Origin of the sequence: Aeromonas sp. QDB56 (assembly GCF_027705505.1) — a bacterium.
In the GTDB taxonomy this organism is placed as follows: Bacteria; Pseudomonadota; Gammaproteobacteria; order Enterobacterales; family Aeromonadaceae; genus Aeromonas; species Aeromonas caviae.
This window is the reverse complement of sequence record NZ_JAPDBZ010000004.1, coordinates 48,083-67,755: the sequence shown is the minus strand read 5'-3', so window position 1 is coordinate 67,755 and position 19,673 is coordinate 48,083. Positions and strand designations below refer to the sequence as shown.

Here is a 19,673-nt window from a genome sequence, read left to right as displayed (position 1 = left end):
GTCAGAAAGCCCCGAGTGTAACGGTCACTTGGGGCTGGGGCAGTTGTGGCTTGATGGTTGATTTGGGAAACAGCGCCCTTTGGCATCAATCTCTTTGGTGGAGGCGCGATCTTCCCCACAAATCCTGTTGATTATTGGCATCTTTGAAAAGACGCCTCCGGATCCTGTGTTAAGATGCAGGCCGCCTCATTTTCAACGATTACATCCCCATGCTGCTTCAAGCGAACAATCTGAGCTGCGTGCGTGAAGATCGCACCCTGTTTGAACATCTCTCCTTCGCGGTGCGTGCCGGGGATTTGATGCAGATTGAGGGTCCCAACGGGGTGGGCAAGACCAGCCTGTTGCGCCTGCTCACCGGCCTCTCCCAGCCCTTTGCTGGCGAGGTGTGCTGGAATGGGGAGAATATCCGCCATTGCCGGGATGAATACCACGCCAGCCTGCTTTACCTGGGCCATCAGCCCGGCGTCAAGGCGATCCTGACCCCCCTTGAGAATCTCTCCTTCTACCAGAAGCTTCATGGCCCTGCCGGGGACGGCGTGGATCTCTGGCGGGTGCTGGCCCAGGTCGGTCTCGCCGGTTTCGAAGACTATCCCGCGGGGCAGCTCTCCGCCGGGCAGCAGCGACGGGTGGCGCTGGCCAGGTTGTGGCTGAGCGAGCGACCGGCGCTCTGGATCCTGGACGAGCCCTTCACCGCCATCGACAAGCAGGGGGTCAGGGTGCTGGAGCAGTTGTTCCTCGCCCACGCGGACAGGGGGGGCATGGTGGTCCTTACGACCCACCAGGATCTGACCCTGATGCAGGGACGGCTCAAGACCCTCTCTCTGACCTCGCTGTTGCAGGAGTAGCCCATGCTGCGCGCCGTCATACACCTTATTCACCGCGAGTTGCTGATGGCCCTGCGCCAGCGCGCCGACATCTTCAACCCGCTCTGGTTCTTCCTCATCGTCATCACCCTGTTTCCATTGGGGATCGGGCCCGAGCCCCAGTTGCTGGCCCGCATCGCTCCCGGCATCATCTGGGTGGCGGCCCTGCTGGCGGCCATGCTCTCCCTGGAGCGGCTGTTTCGTGACGACTTCAGCGACGGCGCCCTGGAGCAGATGATGCTGATGCCCCATCCCCTGGGGTTGCTGGCCCTGGCCAAAGTGATCGCTCACTGGTTGCTGACCGGTCTGCCGCTGTTGCTGGTCTCCCCCTTGCTCGCCATCCTGCTCTCCCTGGAGCTGAAGACCTATCTGGCCGTGGTGGCCACCCTGGCGCTCGGTACGCCGGTGCTGAGCCTGCTCGGGGCGGTCGGAGTAGCGCTGACCGCAGGGCTGCGCAAGGGGGGCGTGCTGCTCAGCCTGTTGCTGCTGCCGCTCTATATTCCGGTGCTTATCTTCGCCACGTCCGCCATCGACGCGGCGAGCATGGGACTGCCCTATGCCGGCCAGCTCGCCATCCTGGGGGCCATGCTGGTGGGGGCATTGACCCTGACGCCCCTGGCTATCTCGGCGGCGCTGCGGGTGAGTGTCAACTGATTGATTTGGTGAAAAGATTTTCGTTTGAAGCCTTGTTAGGGGCGAGATAGTTGAGATAGATCAAGGGGATGGCTGCTTATTGCTTTCGGGGGATATGATGTTTTTCCCCCATGGGTATGGTAGCCCTCGCCACTTAAAAATTAATAACTGAAAGGTTTCGTGAGCTATGTGGAAATGGTTGCACCCTTATGCCAAACCCGAGCGCGCCTATGGGCTGGCCGGCACCCTGCTGCCCTGGTTTGCCGTGACAAGCCTGCTTGCCTTCATCATCGGCACCGTCTGGGGGCTGGCTTTTGCACCCGCCGATTACCAGCAGGGCGACTCTTTCAGGATCATCTATATCCATGTGCCTTCCGCCATCCTCTCCATGGGCGCCTACTCCACCATGGCGGTGGCCGCCTTCATTGGCCTGGTGTGGCAACTGCGCATGGCAGACATGACGGTGGCGGCCATCGCCCCGGTGGGGGCCGTCTTCACCTTCATTGCCCTCTTTACCGGCGCCGCCTGGGGCAAACCCATGTGGGGCACCTGGTGGGTGTGGGATGCCCGGCTCACCTCCGAGCTCATCCTGCTGTTCCTCTATCTGGGTGTCATCGCCCTCTACAACGCCTTCAGCGACAAGGTGGTGGCGGGCCGCGCCGCCGGCATCCTGGCGCTGGTCGGGGTGATCAACCTGCCCATCATCCACTACTCGGTGGAGTGGTGGAACACCCTGCACCAGGGGGCCACCATCACCAAGTTTGACAAACCCTCCATCTCCCCCGAGATGCTGTGGCCGCTGCTCATCATGATCCTGGCGTTCGCCGCGTTTCTCGGTGCCCTGACCCTGATGCGTTTTCGCAATGAGCTGCTGATGCGGGAGTGGCACCGCCCCTGGGTCGCCGACATCGCCAGGCAGGAGAAGTAAGCATGCACTTTGCCTCGTTCAGTGATTTCATGGCCATGGGAGGCTATGCCTTCTACGTCTGGCTCTCCTTCGGTCTGACCCTGCTCTGCCTGGTCGGCATCGTCATTTCCACCCGATTGAAGACCCGCAGCCTGCTCGGCGAACTGCGCAACAAGCAGGCTCGGGAGGCACGCCGCAAGGCGGCCCAGCAGATGGAGAACACCCTATGAACCCGCGCCGCAAGAAACGCCTCACCATCATCCTGGCCATCAGCCTGGGCCTTGTCAGCGTGACTGGCCTGGTGCTCTATGCCCTGAGCCAGAACATCGACCTCTTCTACACCCCGAGCGAGCTGGTGGAAGGGAAGGGGCCGGAGAAGATCAAGCCCGAGGAGGGGCAGCGCCTGCGCATCGGTGGCCTGGTGGTGCCGGGGTCTGTGGTGCGGGATCCCCAGAGCCTCAAGGTAGCCTTCAAGCTGGTGGACAACGGCGGCCATCTGGTGACGGTGGAGTTTGACGGCATCCTGCCGGATCTCTTCCGGGAAGGGCAGGGGATCGTCGCCCAGGGCACCCTCAAGGATGCCACCACGGTCGCCGCCTTCGAGGTGCTGGCCAAGCACGACGAGAACTACATGCCGCCGGAAGTGGCCGACGCCACCAACGGCATGCACTTCAAGCCCGAATACACAGAGGCACAGTTGCAGGGAGCCAAGCAATGATGCCGGTATGCGCCAAGAATTCACTTCTTTATACCGCCAAATCGGCAGGTTTCTCCGTGCAATCGAGAGGGAATAGTCAATGATCCCGGAATTAGGGCAGTTCTCACTGATCCTGGCCTTCGCCACCGCCCTGCTGCTGGGCAGTTACCCGCTGATCGGGGCCCATCTCGGTCGTCTTGGCATGATGTCGGCGGCCCGCCCGCTCGCCTACAGCCAGTTCCTGCTGCTGCTGCTGTCGTTTATCTGCCTCACCTGGGCCTTTATCGACAACGACTTCACCGTGCAGTACGTGGCCACCAACTCCAACAGCCTGCTGCCCCTGCAATACCGCATCTCGGCGGTGTGGGGAGCCCATGAAGGCTCGCTGCTGCTCTGGGTGCTGACCCTGGGGGGCTGGACGGCGGCGGTAGCCCTCTTCAGCCGTCGCCTGCCGCTCGATGCGGTGGCGCGGGTACTCGGGGTGCTCGGCCTTATCTCGGTGGGCTTCACCGCTTTTGTGCTGTTCACCTCGGATCCTTTCACCCGCACCCTGCCGTATTTCCCGGTGGACGGGCGGGATCTCAATCCGCTGCTGCAGGATCCCGGTCTCATCTTCCACCCCCCCATGCTCTACATGGGCTACGTGGGCTTCTCGGTGGCCTTCGCCTTCGCCATCGCCTCCCTGATGACGGGGCGTCTGGACGCCACCTGGGCGCGCTGGTCCCGTCCCTGGACCATGGCGGCTTGGGTCTTCCTGACGCTGGGCATCGTGCTCGGTTCCTGGTGGGCCTATTACGAACTCGGCTGGGGCGGCTGGTGGTTCTGGGACCCGGTGGAAAACGCCTCCTTCATGCCCTGGCTGGCGGGCACGGCCCTGCTCCACTCCCTCGCGGTGAGCGAGAAGCGCGCCACCTTCAAGGCCTGGACCGTGCTGCTGGCGCTCTCGGCCTTCTCCCTGAGCCTGCTCGGCACCTTCCTGGTGCGTTCCGGCGTGCTGGTGTCGGTCCATGCGTTTGCCTCGGACCCGACCCGGGGTCTGTTCATCCTGGGCTTCCTGCTGGCGGTGATAGGCAGCTCCCTGCTGCTGTTCGCCTTCAAGGGCTCCCAGGTGAAGAGCCACGGCAAGCATGAGCTGTGGAGCCGCGAGACCCTGCTCCTTGGCAACAACATCCTGCTGGTGGCGGGCCTGCTCACCGTGCTGCTCGGCACCCTGTTGCCCCTGGTGCACAAGGAGCTGGGGCTTGGCAGCATCTCCATCGGCACCCCCTTCTTCAACCACATCTACAGCTGGCTCATCATCCCCTTCGCCCTGCTGCTGGGGGTGGGCCCCCTGTTCCGCTGGCGCCGCCAGGATCTCGGTGAGCTCAAGGGCAAGGTGATGCTCGCCCTGGTGCTGAGCCTGGCCGCGGCTCTGCTGTTGCCCAAACTCTTTGCCGAGGCGTTCAAACCCTGGGCTGCGCTCGGTATCGGCCTTGGCGTCTGGATCATCGTCACCAGTGTGCAGGAGACCTGGGCGCGGGCCACCCACAAACACGGTTTTGCCACCGGCGTGCGCAAGCTTGGCAACAGCCACTGGGCCATGATCCTGGGGCACGTGGGGCTCGCGGTCAGCATCATCGGCATCGCCTGCACCCAGAACTACAGCATCGAGAAGGACCTGCGGATGCAGGCCGGCGATCGCGTCCAGTTCGCCGATTACGAGTTCGTCTTCACCGGCATCAAGGAGAAGAACGGCCCCAACTACGACGGTTTCAAGGGCGTGCTGGAAGTGCACCGGGATGGCAAGCAGGTAGCCCTGCTCAAACCCGAGAAGCGGATGTACACCGTGAGCCGCATGCCGATGACCGAGGCGGCCATCGATGCGGGGGTTACCCGGGATCTCTATGCGGCGCTCGGCGAGCAGCTCGACAACGGCGCCTGGGCGGTACGGATCTACTACAAGCCCTTCGTGCGCTGGATCTGGTTCGGCGGCGTCTTCATGGCCCTCGGCGGCGTGCTGGCCATGCTGGACAAGCGCTACCGCTTCGGACGTCGTGACGAGGAGGCCAAGGCATGAACAAGAAGACCTGGCTCTATCTGCTGCCCTTCATCATCTTCCTGATGGGGGCCGTGTTTCTGTTCAAGGGGCTCTACTCCGATCCCACCAAGCTCGAATCCGTGATGGTGGACAAGGAGGTGCCCGTGTTTACCCTGCAGGACATCTATGACCTGGGCAAGCAGCACGACAGGAGTATCCTCAAGGGGCGCCCCATGCTGCTCAACGTCTGGGCCACCTGGTGCCCGACCTGTTACGGGGAACACACCTACCTCAAGGAGCTGGCGGGGCAGGGGATCTACATCGTCGGCATGAACTACAAGGACGAGCGTGACAAGGCCATCAAGTGGCTGGCGGAGCTTGGCAATCCCTACCAGGTCAACCTCTACGATCCGGACGGCATGCTGGGGCTGGATCTCGGTGTCTATGGCGCGCCCGAGACCTTCTTCATCGACAGCCAGGGCATCATCCGCTATCGCCACGTGGGGGACATCAACCCAGACGTCTGGGCCAGTACCCTCAAACCCATCTTTGATGCCATGAAGTGAGGCCTCCCCGATGAAAACACTGATTGCATCCCTGTTGCTGCTGGCCGGTCTCGTCTGTGCCGGACAGGCCCGCGCCGCCATCGATGTCTACACCTTCGAGAGCGACGCCCAGGAGCAGACCTTTCGCGAGCTGACTAAGGAGCTGCGCTGCCCCAAGTGCCAGAACCAGGACATCGCGGACTCCAACGCCGGGCTCGCCAAGGATCTGCGGGACAAGACCTACCAGATGGTGCGCGAGGGCAAGGAGAAGCAGGAAGTGGTGGACTACATGGTGGCCCGCTACGGCAACTTCATTCTCTATGATCCCCCCCTGATGGCCTCGACCCTGATCCTCTGGCTTGGCCCCTTGCTGGTCATCGTGATTGGCGTCGTCACCGTGGTGGTGCGAAGCCGCCGCCATGCCCCTGCTCCCTTGCAACAGCCTGAAGGCACCCTGAGTGCAGAAGAGCAGGCCAGGCTGTCCGCCCTGCTCAAAGAGGAAGATAAACCATGACCCCATTCTGGATACTGGGTGCGGCCCTGCTGGTGCTGGCGAGCCTGGCGCTGATCGTGCCGCTCTGGCGCGGCGAGGGCAGGCAGAGCATCAGTCGCTCGGCCCTCAACAAGCAGCTCTATCGCCAGCGCCTGCTGGAGATAGGGGAGGAGCGGGAGCAGGGGATACTGGCGGAGGAGCCGGAATCCCTGGTGGAGCTGCAGCGCAGCCTCCTGGACGACATTCCCGACGTGGAGCAGACCGCCCGTGGCGGCAAGAGCCTGATCTGGATCCCCGGTGTGCTGGTGCTGGCGGTGGTGAGCATCGGCCTCTACGCCAAGCTCGGCGCCTGGCAGGAGGTGAGCCGCTGGCAGGATGCCAGCAGCCGGTTGAGGGAGCTCAGCAATCGCATCCTGGTGGAGCGTGATGCCCGGGTGACCGAGCAGGATCTGCTGGACTTCACCCTGGCCCTGCGAACCCGGCTGAAAGAAGAACCGAACGACTACCGTGGCTGGCTGCTGCTGGGGCGCCTGACCCTGGATGGCAATGATCCCGAGATGGCCCGCGAGGCGCTGGAGCGTGCCTACGCCCTCGCGCCCCAGAAGGCCATGGTGGCGGTGCCCTATGCCCAGGCCCTGATGATGACGGGGGAGGAAGCCCGTGCGGATCAACTGTTGCAGGCGGTCATTGCCGAGGACCCGGCCAACATCGAGGCTCGCTCCGTCCACGCCTTCATGGCCCTGCAAAAAGAGGATTTCCAGACCGCCCTCGACCGCTGGCAGGGGATGTTGCCGCTGCTGGAGCCGGGCTCGGCCCGCTACACCATGGTGGAGCGCTCCATGGAGTACGCCAGGCAGCAGCTTGGCCAGCGTGGCATCGCCGTGACCACCCCGTCTGCCGAAGGCCAGGCACAAGCCGGGGTGCTGGCGGTGAAAGAGGGGGAGTTCCCCCTGCACATCACCCTGGCGCCGGGTATAAAGATGCCGGAAGATGCCCATCTGTTCGTTTTTGCGGTGATCCCCAACGGTCCGCCCATGCCCATCGCGGTCAAGCGCATTGCAGGCCCGCATCTCCCGCTCACCCTCTCCCTGGGGGACGGGGATGCCATGATGGAGGGGAGCAAGCTGGCGGCCCATGCCGAGCTGCAGTTCAAGGCGCGCCTCTCCCGGGGCGGCAACGTCATGAACAAGGAAGGCGCCTTTGAAGGAGTTTCGGTCACCGTGCCGACCAGCACCATCCCCACAGCGCCGATTGACATCCGCATCGATCACGCCCTCTAATACGCTTTTGGCCCACCCCTTGGGGTGGGCCCCCTGTATAATTCATATCAATACCCAAAAAAATCTTAGGACTTTCATATGTATCTGTGTTCAGGAGCATTGGCGGTGGCATTGCTGCTCGCGGGCTGTGCGGGCGGGCCTCCCAAGCCGGGCCCGGAGAGCCTGGATCTCGGCGAGACCCCGAGCCGCCCCGGGGCATCCAGCACGGCCAGCGATCCTCGCGACCCCTTCCAGGGGCCCAACCGTGCCATGTGGGCCGTCAACTATGACGTGCTGGAGCCCTATGTGGCGCGCCCCGTGGTACACGGCTATGCCCGCTATGTCCCGCAAGGGGTGAGGGACAGCATCGAGAATTTCGTGGACAACTTCGACGAGCCGAGCAGCATGGTAAACCACCTGCTGGTGGGTGATCTGAAAGGGGCCGGTACCAACCTGGGCCGCTTCACCCTCAACACCACTGTGGGCCTGCTCGGTCTGTTCGATGTGGCCAAGCATGCGGGCCTGGCTCGCAACACGCTGGAGATGGACACCGTGCTCGGCAAGGCCGACATCGGGGATGGCGCCTATCTGATGGTGCCGGTCTACGGTCCCACCACCACCCGGCAACTGGTAGGGGATACCATTGATACCATCTACTTCCCCTATGCCCTGCTGACCTTCCCGCTGAAGGTAGTGCACTGGGCGCTGGATGGCCTCGGTACACGCTCCAAGCTGATCGATCAGGAGCGCATCATCGACAACGCGCTGGATCCTTACGCCCTGACCAAGGACTTCTACTTGCAGTACAACGATGGCAAGGTGACGGGCCGCAAACCCGAGCTCCAGGAGCAGAAACCAGAGGCGGCGGATGATGGCAACCTCGACGATTACATGGACGAGATAGACCAGTAAGCACGGTCATCTTCCACAAGGCGCCTGCGGGCGCCTTTGTTGTCGATGGCAGGTATTCGACCATAAAAAAACGCCCCGCAAGTGCGCAATGCTGTTCACTTAAGAGAATTTGAGTTCCAGTCCACGTAGTATCAGGGCTAAAAAATGAGGGAGGCATGATGCCTCCCTCTTTCTATTGCAAGCCACGCTGGATAAAGGCTGAAGGAACATCGACTGGAAACAGCCTTGCTCCCCCAACTCAAGTCGCATTTATGAATAATTAGTCAAAAATGTGCTTATCTGAACAGCATTGCCCGCAAGTGCGGGGCGTTTTGGCAAGAAAGGCTTATCAGGCAGCCAGGTTCTTGGCCACGAATTCCCAGTTGACCAGGGCCCAGAAGGTTTCCATGTACTTCGGACGCAGGTTGCGGAAATCGATGTAGTAGGCGTGTTCCCACAGGTCGACGGTCAGCAGCGGGGTGGTACCGGCTTCGGTCAGCGGGCAACCGGCGTTGGAGGTGTTGACGATGGCCAGGGAGCCGTCAGCCTTTTTCACCAGCCAGGTCCAGCTGGAGCCGAAGTTGCCGATGGCAGACTTGGTGAACGCATCCTTGAACTCGGCGAAGGAGCCGAAGGCCTTGGTGATGGCATCGGCCAGGGCGCCAGTGGGTTCGCCACCGCCGTTCGGGGAGAGGCAGTGCCAGTAGAAGGTGTGGTTCCAGATCTGGGCAGCGTTGTTGAAGACGCCACCAGTGGAGGTCTTGATGATCTCTTCCAGAGACTTGCCTTCAAACTCGGTACCCGGCACCAGGTTGTTCAGGTTGACCACGTAGGTGTTGTGGTGCTTGCCATGGTGGTATTCCAGAGTTTCCTGGGAGATGTGCGGTTCCAGAGCATTGATTGCATAGGGCAGAGCGGGAAGTTCGAAAGCCATTTTCTACTCTCCATTGGCTGGTCCGTGCGAAGGCGACGGTTGCAAGACATTGCGTACTCTTTTCTATCTTGAAAAGAATTGTTCTTGAAATGAGGGGGCCAGACGGCCCAAAGCCCGTCGATTGTAGCAGTATCAAAGATGGGCGAACAACCCTTGATTCTTGCCATGATCCGGATCAAGCTGCGGCGTATTGATGCATGACTTCTTTCATTCGCAACGGTTTGCCAGTTTGTGGTCTGCCCGGATTGCAGTAGAATGGTCTCCGAAATCGCTCCAGTGAGGCATTTATGGAAACTATTGAAAAGATCAAACAGCAGTTGGCTGAGAATCCCATCATCCTCTACATGAAGGGATCCCCCAAGCTGCCCAGCTGCGGTTTCTCTGCCCAGGCCTCCCAGGCCCTGATGTCCTGCAGCGAGCCTTTCGCCTATGTCGACATCCTGCAGAACCCGGACATCCGCGCCGAGCTGCCGAAATTCGCCAACTGGCCCACCTTCCCGCAACTGTGGGTCGAGGGCGAGCTGGTCGGTGGTTGCGACATCATGATCGAGATGTTCCAGGCCGGCGAGCTGCAGACCCTGATCAAGGAAACTGCCGCCAAGCACAAGCAGGATGACGCTGCCGCCGAATAAGGCCGCATCCATACCATGCAAAAAGGGGAGCCACTGGCTCCCCTTTTCTTTGTGCCCACGACAGACATCAGGCGATGCGTTCGAGGCGCGCCATGTAGAAGCCGTCGAAGCCGGTCTCGGCCGGGCTGACGTTGTGATCGCCGATCAGGCGGAAGTGCTCGTTGGCGGCGAGGAACTTGTCCACCTGCTGGCGGTTCTCCTCGGGCAGGATGGAGCAGGTGGCGTAGACCAGCAGGCCGCCCACCTTCACCATCTGGCTGTAGCGCTGCAGGATCTCCTCTTGCAGGGCGACCAGCACCGGCAGGCGCTCGGCGGTGTCGCGCCACTTGGCATCCGGGTTGCGCTTGAGCACGCCAAGGCCGGAGCAGGGGACGTCCAGCAGCACGCGATCGGCGCTTTCTTTAAGGCGCTTGACGGTCTTGCTGCTGGTGATGACCCGGGTCTCCACGTTGTGGGCACCGGCGCGGCGGGCGCGCTGCTTGAGGTTCTCCAGTTTCCACTCTTCCACGTCCATGGCCAGCAGACGGCCCTTGCCCTGCATCATGGCGGCCAGGTGCAGGGTCTTGCCGCCGGCACCGGCACAGGCGTCGATGACCCGCATGCCGGGCTTGACGTCGAGGGCCGCGGCCACCAGCTGGGAGCCGGCATCCTGCTGCTCGAAGCAGCCGTCGGCAAAGGCCTGGGTACGGAACAGGGCGGCGTCCGAGGTCACTTGCAGGGCGGTCTCCACTCCGTCGACGGGCACTGTGGTGACATGCTCTTTGGCCAGCATGGCTTGCAGCTCGTCCCGGGTGCACTTGAGGGTGTTGACCCGCAGGTAACGCTTGGGCATCCAGGCCAGGGCGGCACGCTCGGCCGGCCAGGCGTCGCCCAGTTGCTCGCTGCCGAGTTTTTCCAGCCAGGCAGGGCAGCCGTCCATCAGCACGGGGTTCTTCTTGGCCTCGGTCAGGCGGCGGCGGAACGCCTCCTCGTTGAAGCGATCCAGGGTCGGGTGGTTGGGCTGATCTATCTTGTGGAAGGCGTGCCAGCTGTGCAGCAGCGGCCAGACATTCTTCTCCGCCTGACGGACCTGGATGCCGGTGAGGAAGCAGTAGAGGCTGAGGCGGCGCAGCAGATCGCCGGTGACCAGGGCAATCCTTGCCTGTTCTTGCGGTTTGAGTTCGATGCCGGAGAAGTGACGTGCATAGGCGCGGTCGAGGGTAAGACCCTGACCCAGCACATCGTCAACGATGGCAACGACCAGATCCCCGAAACGGGGCAACAGTGGGGACTTGAGCATGAGATTAACCTTGGCCAAAGAAAGAGTGAACCGGCCCCGTCGAAGAGGGGTTCTGGAACGGACAAATCCGCGCCATGATAGGGGCTAGTCTGCATTGGTGCAACCTTCCCCATTCGGGGAATGTACAGAGGATGTTGCTGGACTAATCGGACCAGCGGGCAAATGATGCCGTGGCAGTTCAGGTGAATCCGTTTAAAAAGGAATTAAAAAGATGCAGTTGATGAAATATTCTCCGCTGGCGGTGCTGGTGGCGGGTCTGATGACGTCCGGCAACCTGATGGCCGGCGAGTGGCATACGGTCACGGCGCGGGCCACCGCCGCCGATGGGTACGAGGTGAGGGCCAGCCAGTATCGCATCGTCACCGTCTCTACCGATTACCTGGCTGCCCTGAAGGGGGGCGAGCGCCGCCTGACCTTGCCTCTGCCGGATGGCAAGGAGGTGACCTTCAGCCTGCAACCCTATGATCTGCTGCCGGCGGATCTAGCCGCCAAATATCCCGATATCCTGGCCTTCAAGGGGCACAACGAAGCTGCGCCTGGCGAGACCGGGCGCTTCGATCTCGGTCCCCAGGGATTCCACGCCATGTTCAGCCATGAAGGGAAGATGGTGTTCGTCGATCCCCTTCGCAATGGGGAAGGCTATGCCGTCTATTACCAGCAGGATGCCCACAGCCGGCTGGAAGAAGAGGCGGACAAGGTGATCGGGGGCGAGGCCAAAAAGCTGGCCCGTCAGGTGCTGGTGGATGGCAACGAGCGCAAGCGCTATGTCATCGCCATCTCGGCGGCGGGGGAGTATACCCAGTATCACGGCGGTACCGTGGAGGCGGGTCTTGGCGCCATCACCACCCTGCTCAACCGGGTCAACGAGGTCTACCAGCGTGATGTGGCGGCCGAATTCCAGCTGGCCAGCGGCAACGACACCATCATCTTCACCGACGTGGCGAACGATCCCTTCAACAATGATGACGGCGATATCGATGCCAACATGCAGGTGCAGGCCGATGCCCTGACCAAGGGGCTGGGGGCCTTCGACATCGGCCATGTGGTCAACACCGGTGGCGGCGGCCTGGCGGGGCTGGGCGTACTCTGCACCCCTGACAAATCGGCGGGGATGACGGGCTCCCCCGAGCCGGTGGGGGATGCCTTCTTCATCGACTACGTGGCCCACGAGATCGGTCACCAGTTCGGGGCAGACCACACCTTCAACGGCACCACAGGCAGTTGTGGCGGCGGCAACCGGGAGGCAAGCCAAGCCTGGGAGCCGGGCAGCGGCAGCTCCATCATGGCCTATGCGGGGATCTGCGGAGACGAAGATCTGCAGCCCCACAGCGAGCCCTATTTCCACAGCAAGTCCATCGAGCAGATGCGGGCCCACATGGCCACGGAGCCAAATTGCGGCACCCCGTTGGCGCTGGTCAACAATGCGCCCCAGGTGGCGGCAGGCAATGACTACGTCATCCCTGCGAACACCCCCTTCGTGCTCAAGGGGGCGGGGGCCGATCTTGACAGCGATCCGCTGAATTACACCTGGGAGCAGATCGATCTGGGGACGGAGTCGAGCAGCCCGGCCACCATGGTGGACGACGGCAGCCGTCCGCTGTTCCGTTTCGTGGCGCCGACCAGCGTGCCGGAGCGCACCCTGCCGAGTCTCACCTCCCTGCTCACCAACACCCTGGCAATAGGGGAGGCCTGGCCTGCCACCAACCGGGACCTGAACTTCCGCCTCACGGCGCGGGACGGCAAGGGCGGTGTCGCCAGCGATGACATGAAGATCCAGGTGGTCAACACCGGCAAGGCCTTTGCCCTGACCAGCCCGGTGGTGACCCCCCTGGGGGCGGGCAAGACGCAGACCATCAGTTGGGAAGTGGCCGGCACCAATGCCGCCCCCATCAACTGCAGCAAGGTGGATCTCTTCATGACCCGGGACGAGGGGGCAAACTGGACTTCCCTTGCCAGCGGCAAACCCAACTCGGGCTCGGCGAGCGTCACCATCCCGGCGGGCCAGGATGGCACTGCCCGTTTGAAGGTGGCGTGCAGCGACAACATCTTCTTCGCCATCAGTCCCCTCAAGCTCTCGGTCACCCAGCGCGGTGAAGAGGGGGGAAGCGGTGGCGGCGGTGCCCTCGGCTTCTGGACCCTGGCCCTAGCGTTGCTGGGCTGGCAGCGGAGGCGGGCATGAGACTGGCCGGGGTGCTGCTGCTCACCCTGCTCGGCGGTTGTCAGGCCGATGCAGACACCCTGGAGCAGGCGGTCAGCGCCAGCCTCGCCAGGCAGGATTACCGGCTGATCGTGCGGGCCGGGCGCGGCGAGGTGGCGCCCGGGATCGCGGCGGATCAGCAGGCGGCGGCCAAGGCCCGCTGCGGCGTGCGCTATCTCGACGGATTCGGGGATGTCATCAAGCCGGATCAGAAGGAGGCCCATGCTAGGCTGAGCGCCTATGCGGCGGACTACAACCGGCGCATGCTGGCCCATTGCCCGCCGATTGACGGCAAGCAGTAGGCTGACGGTCATCGGCATAAAGAGGGAGGCATGAGCCTCCCTCTCTTTTTGCTCCGCCATTTGGCCGCCCCGAGGCTTGTACCCATGGCGCGCTCGTCGCACAATGCCTGCACCCATCGCCGCACGGGCGGCAGAGAAAGAGAGAAGGAAAATCAAGATGATGGATGTGGCTGATCTGCGTCGCGAATACACCAGGGGTGGACTGCACCGGGCCGATCTGCCGGCCGAGCCCCTCACCCTGTTCGAGAAGTGGCTGGCCCAGGCGTGCGAGGCCAAACTGACCGATCCCACCGCCATGGTGGTGGGCACCGTGGATGCTGATGGTCAGCCCTGGCAGCGCACCGTGCTGCTCAAGCACTACGATGCCGAAGGCATGGTGTTCTACACCAACATGGGCAGCCGCAAGGCGCATCAGCTGGAGGGCAACCCCCGTATCAGCCTGCTCTTCCCCTGGCACACCCTGGACAGACAGGTACACGTGACCGGTCGGGTGGAGAAGATGAGCACCTTCGAGGTGATGAAGTATTTCCACAGCCGTCCCAAGGATAGCCAGATCGCCGCCTGGGTCTCCAAACAGTCGACCCGCATCTCGGCCCGTGGCGTGCTGGAGGCCAAGTTCCTCGAACTCAAGCAGAAGTTTGCCAATGGCGAGGTGCCGCTGCCGAGCTTCTGGGGTGGTTTCCGGGTGCGCATCGACACCGTCGAGTTCTGGCAGGGCGGGGAGCATCGTCTGCACGATCGCTTCTATTACACCCGCGAGGGGGACGGCTGGCACATCGAGCGCCTGGCGCCCTGATGAACATCGCCCGGCTCAAGAACTTCACCGAGATAGTGAAGAACAACTTCAACATCTCGGCGACGGCGGAGAAGCTCTATACCTCCCAGCCGACCCTCAGCAAGCAGATGAAGATGCTGGAAGAGGAGCTGGGGCTGGCGCTGTTTACCCGCAAGGGCAAGAACCTGGCGGGCCTGACCCCCATGGGGGAGCAGGTGATGGAGCTGGCCAGGGGAGTGGTGGCCCAGGTGGAGCAGATTGGTCAGCTTTCCCTCGGGGATCAGCTGGCCACCAGCGGGGTGCTGCGCATCGCCACCACCCACACCATGACCCGCTACAAGCTGCCGGCGGTCATTACCGAATTCTCCCGCCGCTACCCCGAGGTGAGCATCCAGCTGCATCAGGGAGCCCCTGCCCAACTGGCGCAGATGGCGCAAAACGGGGATGTGGAGATGGCCATCGCCACCGAGTCCATGCACCTGTTCGACGAGCTGGCGACCGTGCCCTGCTATCGCTGGGGGCGCAGCGTGGTGGTACCCCACGGCCATCCGCTGCTGGACTGCCAGCCGCTGGCCATGGCGGATCTGGCCCGGTATCCCCTCATCACCTATGTGTTCGGTTTCACCGGCCGCTCCAAGATGGACAAGGCGTTCGGACGCCATGGCCTCAGCCCCCGCATCGTGCTGACGGCCACCGACAGCGACATCATCAAGCACTATGTGCGCCTGGGGATGGGAGTCGGGGTGATCGCCACCTCGGCGTTCGACGAAGGGGACAGGGAGAGCCTGGTCTGCCTCAACATCGATCATCTGATCGCCTCGAGCGTGGCCCATGTGTGCCTGCGCAGGCACGCCCACCTGCGGGACTACATGTACGACTTCATCCACCTCTATGCCCCCCATGTGAGCCGGGAGACGGTGCAGCTGGCGCTGCTCAACCAGGGAACGCCCGCCCCGTCTGCGACCCTGCCCTGGCTCTGAAGGCCGTCAGGGGGAGTCAGATGTGCTGCATAGAGGCAAAAAAGAGAGGCAAATGGCCTCTCTTTTTTGTGATAAGTGGTGTCCTGCGCTGCCTTTTCCCGGTGATCCCTCTCTCCCGGCTATCGTGGTCACCATATTGACGGCGCTCCGGGTGCCGAGCCGCAGTTCGCCATCATCCAGCATGGCCTCGGGGTGCGGCAGTCCCCTTGCTGCTTAGGGGGTCGGGTCGCCAGATTGACGAAGGTCTGGGCACCGATCAGCAGGCAGTCATCATCCGGGTAGTAGGGGATTGACGTGGTGCTGGTAGTGGCAGATCCCCCTGGCCCGTCAGTCGACCCTGGTCGCCAGATTGACGAAGATCTGGGCTCCCACCAGCAGGCAGTCGTCGTCCAGGTAATAGGGGTTCGCGTGCAGGTAGTTGCAGATCCCCTTGGCCTGATTGCCGCTGCCGAGGAAGAACATGGCCCCCATGCGGCTTGGCGTGGCGTTGATCATGTAGCTGAAGTCCTCGCTGCCGGTCATGGGCTGGCCCTTTGCGTTGATCCCGTCGCTGGACAACACCTCCGAGACGGCTTGTTGCAGGCGCTCGCAGGCCTGGGGGTGGTTCTCCACTGCCGGGTAGCCGGCATGGACCATGGTGGTCTTGAAGCCGCGCAGCTCGCTCTGGGCGATGATGTCCCTGAAGCTGTTTTTCAGGATCTGGTCGGTTTCGGCGTCCATGGCGCGGATGGTGCCACGGGCCTGCACATGATCGGCGATGGCGTTGGGAATGGTGCCGCCGTTGATCATGCCGCAACCAAAGACCGCCGGGCTGAACGGGCTGGTGCGCTTGGCGACGATGTAGTCCATATCCTCGATGATCCGCACCGCCTCCCGGATGGCATCCAGCCCCTTGTGGGGGGTGGAGCCGTGGGCGGAGATGCCGTGCACATCGAGCGTCCAGGCAGACCCCCAGGAGGACATGACCCCCTGGTTGAACTTGATGGTGCCCGTCTCCATGGCGCCGTCGTTGTGCAGGGCATAGACCTCGTCCACCCCCTTCATGCAACCAAGCTCCACCATCTTTTCGGCACCGGGGACGCGCATGTCCTCTTCCGCCATCTGGAAGATGAAGCGGACGTTGTATCGCAGGCGATCGCGGTTGGCGGCCAGAAACCTGGCGGCGGTCAGAGCGATCGCCATGTGGGAGTCGTGGCCGCAGTTGTGGGCCATCCCCTCATGGGTGGATTTGAACGCCACCTCGCTCATGTCGTGCATCTCCAGGCCATCCATGTCGGCACGAAAGGCAATGGTGGGCAGGGCAGGGTCGACCGCCAGATCCCCGTGAAAACCGGTGAAGCCGGGATACAGGGTGATCCTGTAGCCGAACTCTTCCATCAACCCACGGCAGTAGGCAGAGGTCTTGAACTCGGCCCCGGAGTATTCCGGGATGCGGTGCAGGTGGTGGCGCACTTCGTAGCTGAAGTCGCGCAGGGCCAACAGGTCAGGTTCGATATGGTAGTGGTTCATCAGATGATCCCTTGAATGGAGAAACCGAGCTGGGCAACCAGGGAGGCGCCAAAGAAGCAGCAGGTGGAGACGATCATGAAGATGAGGATCACTTTCCACGACATCTTCTTGAGCTCCTCCAGCTGACCGCCCACCGAGAGGCCGGCGAAGGCCAGGAGCGGCACGCAGCAGGAGAGGAAGGAGATCTTGGCCACGGCATCGATGAAGAGGCCGCGCACCGGCGTCTCCGGCAGGCAGATGAGAATGCCGATGATGGTGGCATAGGCAAAGGCCGGCAGGGAGGAGGGCAGATAGCGCTTGGTCACCAGGGAGGCGAACACCACCAGGGACATGGCGACGAAGCTGTCCCCCATCTGCCACAGCGGCAGGCCCGAGGTCAGGGTCTGGGTGAACATGGCCAGCAGGATCGCCAGGAAGACGAAGCGCATATCCATCACGATGCTTTTCATGCTTTCTCTCCTTTGGCGGTCAGGGCATAGATTTTTTCAGCGAGCGGCAGACCCAGATAGGTGAGGGAGAGCGCCCCCAGGGCCGACGAGAGCAGATTCGAGGCGGCGGCGATGCTGAGCACCTGCTGGGCCATCGCCTCGTCGAGGCCGTTGATGAGGGCACCGGAGGCGGCGCTCAGCATGGAGCCGGATCCCACGCCGGAACCGGCGGCCAGGGCCAGGGGATGCAGCCCCGTGAGGGGGGCAATGCTGCCAAGCACGCTGAACCAGAGGGTGCCGATGACGGAGCCGCACAGGTAGATGGCGAGCACGCCGATGTACTCCTGGGAGCCGGTGCCGAACTTGCCCTGGATCACCGCGACCGAGGGTTCACGGCTGATGGAGGAGCAGGCCCCGATGGCGCGGCGGCCAAAGCCGAATTTCACCGCCAGTGGAATGGCGATGAGGATGGGCAGGAGGTTGCCTATCTCTTGCAGGAAGAGCGGTACGCCGACGCTCAGGATCATCTTGAGGTTGGGGATGATCATCCCCGCATACTGGGTCCCGAGGATCAGCAGGCTGAAACCCACCATCTTGCCGCAGAAGCCCTCTTCTCGCTCGGTGAAGAGCCTCTTCCAGCCGGGAATGCGATCCTTGACGGGCTTGGCGGAGACGATCATGCCGATGATGACGGCAAAGAGCATGGGCAGGATGGGGATGATGGCGATGCCGAGTCTGATCTCCTGCTTCCCGATGAGGGATTGGGCCACGAAGATCAGCAGGGCGGTCGCCAGGGTACTGACTACTACCGTTTTGAGTGGGCTGGTTGGCTGCATAGTGTGTTCTCTTGTTATCCGTTGTCCTTCATGGGCGTCTTTGGTCGCGCCATGATGGGGGCATGATAGGAAGCGAAGAGGGGAAGGAATGTGACCGCCATCAAGTCAGCCATATGGCATTTTTTCATGGGGTATGCCTTTAACCATGGTAAACATATGGTTTAACAACTCATTGGCAGCGGCTTATGCTGCCTCAGACAGGAGTGTGGTGCCGCCCGGGCACCCGGTGCCTGATACGGGGGGCGGATGTGGGGGAAGGAATGGATCTGTTGATCGAGGGGGCGCTCTGGCGCCCCTCCTGGCAAGCGGCGTTGCAGGCCTGGCAGCACCAGGGAAACCGCTGGTGGCTGCTGCTTGGCAAAGGGGAGGCGAGGGAGATGGCACCCTGGTCGGTCAGCCCGCCAGATGGCATTCTCCTTGCCCGCGACCTGCTTGCCGCCTGGCTGGGGGAGGCCGCCTCCCCGCTGATGGCGACACAGCCGGACCGGCAGATCCTGATCGCTGCCTCCGGCTCCCTGCTGACCCTGGCCAGAGAGAGCGGCCTGCTCACCCTGGGGCCCGCGGGGGCGGATCACCGCCTCGGTGCCGATGACGACCTCGGGGTTGCCCTGCAACGCCTGCTTGCCCGCCGCCTGATGACCCCGGTGCTGCGCGAGCCTGGCGGGCAGGACGCGCTGGTGCTGCGCCCCCTGCTGCCCGGCGATGAGAGCGCCATCCTGCGTTATTGTTCGGATGCGGCGCTCGCCCGCTATACCCTCAACGTCCCCCACCCCTATTCGCCGGAGGCGGCGCGGGACTGGCTTGCCCTGAGCGGGCGCAAGGCTGCTCTCGGGCTGGGATGCACCTGGGCCCTGACTCTGCCCCAGGGGCGTGAAGACGAGCCCGCTCCCCTGGTCGGCACCCTCTCCCTGCACTGGCACGGGGAGCTGGCATGGTGGGTCGGCGTGCCCTGGCAGAACAGGGGGCTGGCCACCCGGGCCGCGAGCCTGGTCAGGGCGTTTGCCTTCGAGCAGTGGCACCTGCCTGCCCTCACCGCCCGCCACATGCCGGGCAACCTCGCCTCAGGCCGGGTGATGGAAAAGACTGGCATGCACCATGACGGGCGTCGGCCAGATCCGGCCGATGGCGCCCTCGTGCTCGATCACTGGCGGCTGGATCGCCCGGCGCGCCTGACGGATGCACGCAAAGAGGTGCTGGCCCCCTGGCTGGATGACGAGGAGGTGGTCGTGGCCATACTGCACGGTGAGGGGGTGGCGCTCTTCATGGTGGGGGAGGTGACAAAGGACGAGCAGACACTCAGCGGGCTGACGGTGCGGCGCTATCCCCAGGCCATGCTGGCGCCAGAGGCGCCCGGGGTGCAGGCCCATGGGGGTGGCGCCCTCCTCAAGGAGTGCGGGGATCTGGGCCTCGCCTATCTGCGGCGATTGCGACAGCCTGACGACGGACGCTGATGGCTTGCGCAAGGGCGGTCATCGCGAAGCCTGGTGCGGGTTTGT

Annotated in this window: 21 protein-coding genes; 16 read left to right on the top strand and 5 right to left on the bottom strand. The window is 63.0% G+C overall.

Annotation, left to right across the window (positions count from 1 at the left end; genetic code table 11):
* The first annotated feature begins 209 nt into the window (after positions 1 to 209).
* The 10 genes from ccmA to OKB81_RS01335 all read left to right on the top strand — a co-directional run bounded on the left by ccmA (position 210) and on the right by OKB81_RS01335 (position 8,326).
* Positions 210 to 845, top strand: coding sequence for a cytochrome c biogenesis heme-transporting ATPase CcmA (ccmA, locus tag OKB81_RS01380; RefSeq protein WP_119196866.1), 636 nt, complete (start codon positions 210 to 212; stop codon positions 843 to 845).
* Positions 846 to 848: 3 nt separating this feature from the next.
* Positions 849 to 1,517: a heme exporter protein CcmB gene (gene ccmB / locus OKB81_RS01375; protein ID WP_010673945.1), complete on the top strand. Its 669-nt coding sequence runs from the start codon at positions 849 to 851 to the stop codon at positions 1,515 to 1,517.
* A gap of 166 nt (positions 1,518 to 1,683) precedes the next feature.
* Positions 1,684 to 2,424, top strand: a complete 741-nt coding sequence (locus tag OKB81_RS01370; protein WP_010673946.1) for a heme ABC transporter permease — start codon at positions 1,684 to 1,686, stop codon at positions 2,422 to 2,424.
* A gap of 2 nt (positions 2,425 to 2,426) precedes the next feature.
* Complete coding sequence (gene ccmD / locus OKB81_RS01365; protein ID WP_039039901.1) at positions 2,427 to 2,633, top strand: heme exporter protein CcmD; 207 nt, start codon at positions 2,427 to 2,429, stop codon at positions 2,631 to 2,633.
* Positions 2,630 to 3,121 (top strand): cytochrome c maturation protein CcmE, encoded by a 492-nt coding sequence (gene ccmE, locus OKB81_RS01360; RefSeq protein ID WP_052815847.1) that lies wholly within the window; start codon positions 2,630 to 2,632, stop codon positions 3,119 to 3,121. Before ccmD ends, ccmE begins: the two co-directional genes overlap by 4 nt.
* 79 nt (positions 3,122 to 3,200) lie before the next feature.
* Positions 3,201 to 5,156 (top strand): heme lyase CcmF/NrfE family subunit, encoded by a 1,956-nt coding sequence (locus tag OKB81_RS01355; RefSeq protein ID WP_109112098.1) that lies wholly within the window; start codon positions 3,201 to 3,203, stop codon positions 5,154 to 5,156.
* Positions 5,153 to 5,683: a DsbE family thiol:disulfide interchange protein gene (locus OKB81_RS01350; protein ID WP_103243522.1), complete on the top strand. Its 531-nt coding sequence runs from the start codon at positions 5,153 to 5,155 to the stop codon at positions 5,681 to 5,683. The genes OKB81_RS01355 and OKB81_RS01350 overlap by 4 nt, the downstream gene beginning before the upstream one ends.
* Positions 5,684 to 5,693: 10 nt before the next feature.
* Positions 5,694 to 6,176: a cytochrome c-type biogenesis protein gene (locus tag OKB81_RS01345; RefSeq protein WP_010673951.1), complete on the top strand. Its 483-nt coding sequence runs from the start codon at positions 5,694 to 5,696 to the stop codon at positions 6,174 to 6,176.
* Positions 6,173 to 7,435: a c-type cytochrome biogenesis protein CcmI gene (gene ccmI / locus OKB81_RS01340; RefSeq protein ID WP_160838256.1), complete on the top strand. Its 1,263-nt coding sequence runs from the start codon at positions 6,173 to 6,175 to the stop codon at positions 7,433 to 7,435. Before OKB81_RS01345 ends, ccmI begins: the two co-directional genes overlap by 4 nt.
* 78 nt (positions 7,436 to 7,513) lie before the next feature.
* Complete coding sequence (locus OKB81_RS01335; protein ID WP_160838258.1) at positions 7,514 to 8,326, top strand: MlaA family lipoprotein; 813 nt, start codon at positions 7,514 to 7,516, stop codon at positions 8,324 to 8,326.
* Positions 8,327 to 8,654: 328 nt separating this feature from the next.
* Here the strand turns inward: OKB81_RS01335 and sodB are convergent, their stop codons facing one another.
* Entirely contained in the window at positions 8,655 to 9,239 is a 585-nt protein-coding gene (gene sodB, locus OKB81_RS01330) for a superoxide dismutase [Fe] (RefSeq protein WP_010673954.1), read from the bottom strand.
* A 287-nt stretch (positions 9,240 to 9,526) separates the two neighbouring features.
* Between sodB and OKB81_RS01325 the strand changes: the two genes are divergently transcribed.
* Positions 9,527 to 9,871: a Grx4 family monothiol glutaredoxin gene (locus OKB81_RS01325; protein ID WP_270664384.1), complete on the top strand. Its 345-nt coding sequence runs from the start codon at positions 9,527 to 9,529 to the stop codon at positions 9,869 to 9,871.
* Between the two features lie 67 nt (positions 9,872 to 9,938).
* Here the strand turns inward: OKB81_RS01325 and OKB81_RS01320 are convergent, their stop codons facing one another.
* Positions 9,939 to 11,150: an RsmB/NOP family class I SAM-dependent RNA methyltransferase gene (locus OKB81_RS01320; RefSeq protein ID WP_010673956.1), complete on the bottom strand. Its 1,212-nt coding sequence runs from the start codon at positions 11,148 to 11,150 to the stop codon at positions 9,939 to 9,941.
* A gap of 211 nt (positions 11,151 to 11,361) precedes the next feature.
* On the opposite strand from OKB81_RS01320, the gene OKB81_RS01315 reads away from it, so the two are divergent.
* The 4 genes from OKB81_RS01315 to OKB81_RS01300 all read left to right on the top strand — a co-directional run bounded on the left by OKB81_RS01315 (position 11,362) and on the right by OKB81_RS01300 (position 15,404).
* The gene (locus OKB81_RS01315) at positions 11,362 to 13,329 is read left to right on the top strand and encodes a reprolysin-like metallopeptidase (RefSeq protein ID WP_104452538.1); all 1,968 of its coding nucleotides are present in this window, start codon (positions 11,362 to 11,364) and stop codon (positions 13,327 to 13,329) included.
* The gene (locus OKB81_RS01310; RefSeq protein ID WP_043154507.1) at positions 13,326 to 13,649 is read left to right on the top strand and encodes a hypothetical protein; all 324 of its coding nucleotides are present in this window, start codon (positions 13,326 to 13,328) and stop codon (positions 13,647 to 13,649) included. The genes OKB81_RS01315 and OKB81_RS01310 overlap by 4 nt, the downstream gene beginning before the upstream one ends.
* Positions 13,650 to 13,806: 157 nt before the next feature.
* On the top strand, positions 13,807 to 14,445 hold the full coding sequence (gene pdxH, locus OKB81_RS01305; protein ID WP_039039893.1) for a pyridoxamine 5'-phosphate oxidase: 639 nt from the start codon (positions 13,807 to 13,809) through the stop codon (positions 14,443 to 14,445).
* Positions 14,445 to 15,404, top strand: coding sequence for a LysR substrate-binding domain-containing protein (locus OKB81_RS01300; RefSeq protein ID WP_104455544.1), 960 nt, complete (start codon positions 14,445 to 14,447; stop codon positions 15,402 to 15,404). Before pdxH ends, OKB81_RS01300 begins: the two co-directional genes overlap by 1 nt.
* 327 nt (positions 15,405 to 15,731) lie before the next feature.
* Here the strand turns inward: OKB81_RS01300 and OKB81_RS01295 are convergent, their stop codons facing one another.
* From OKB81_RS01295 to OKB81_RS01285, 3 genes are read right to left on the bottom strand one after another with little or no spacing between them, the layout of a single operon-like run.
* Positions 15,732 to 16,913 (bottom strand): M20 metallopeptidase family protein, encoded by a 1,182-nt coding sequence (locus OKB81_RS01295; RefSeq protein ID WP_160838260.1) that lies wholly within the window; start codon positions 16,911 to 16,913, stop codon positions 15,732 to 15,734.
* Positions 16,913 to 17,362, bottom strand: a complete 450-nt coding sequence (locus OKB81_RS01290) for a hypothetical protein (RefSeq protein ID WP_042016367.1) — start codon at positions 17,360 to 17,362, stop codon at positions 16,913 to 16,915. The genes OKB81_RS01295 and OKB81_RS01290 overlap by 1 nt, the downstream gene beginning before the upstream one ends.
* Entirely contained in the window at positions 17,359 to 18,177 is an 819-nt protein-coding gene (locus OKB81_RS01285; protein ID WP_010673963.1) for a DUF3100 domain-containing protein, read from the bottom strand. Before OKB81_RS01285 ends, OKB81_RS01290 begins: the two co-directional genes overlap by 4 nt.
* Before the next feature lie 260 nt (positions 18,178 to 18,437).
* On the opposite strand from OKB81_RS01285, the gene OKB81_RS01280 reads away from it, so the two are divergent.
* On the top strand, positions 18,438 to 19,628 hold the full coding sequence (locus tag OKB81_RS01280) for a GNAT family N-acetyltransferase (RefSeq protein ID WP_113979094.1): 1,191 nt from the start codon (positions 18,438 to 18,440) through the stop codon (positions 19,626 to 19,628).
* Positions 19,629 to 19,673 lie beyond the last annotated feature (45 nt).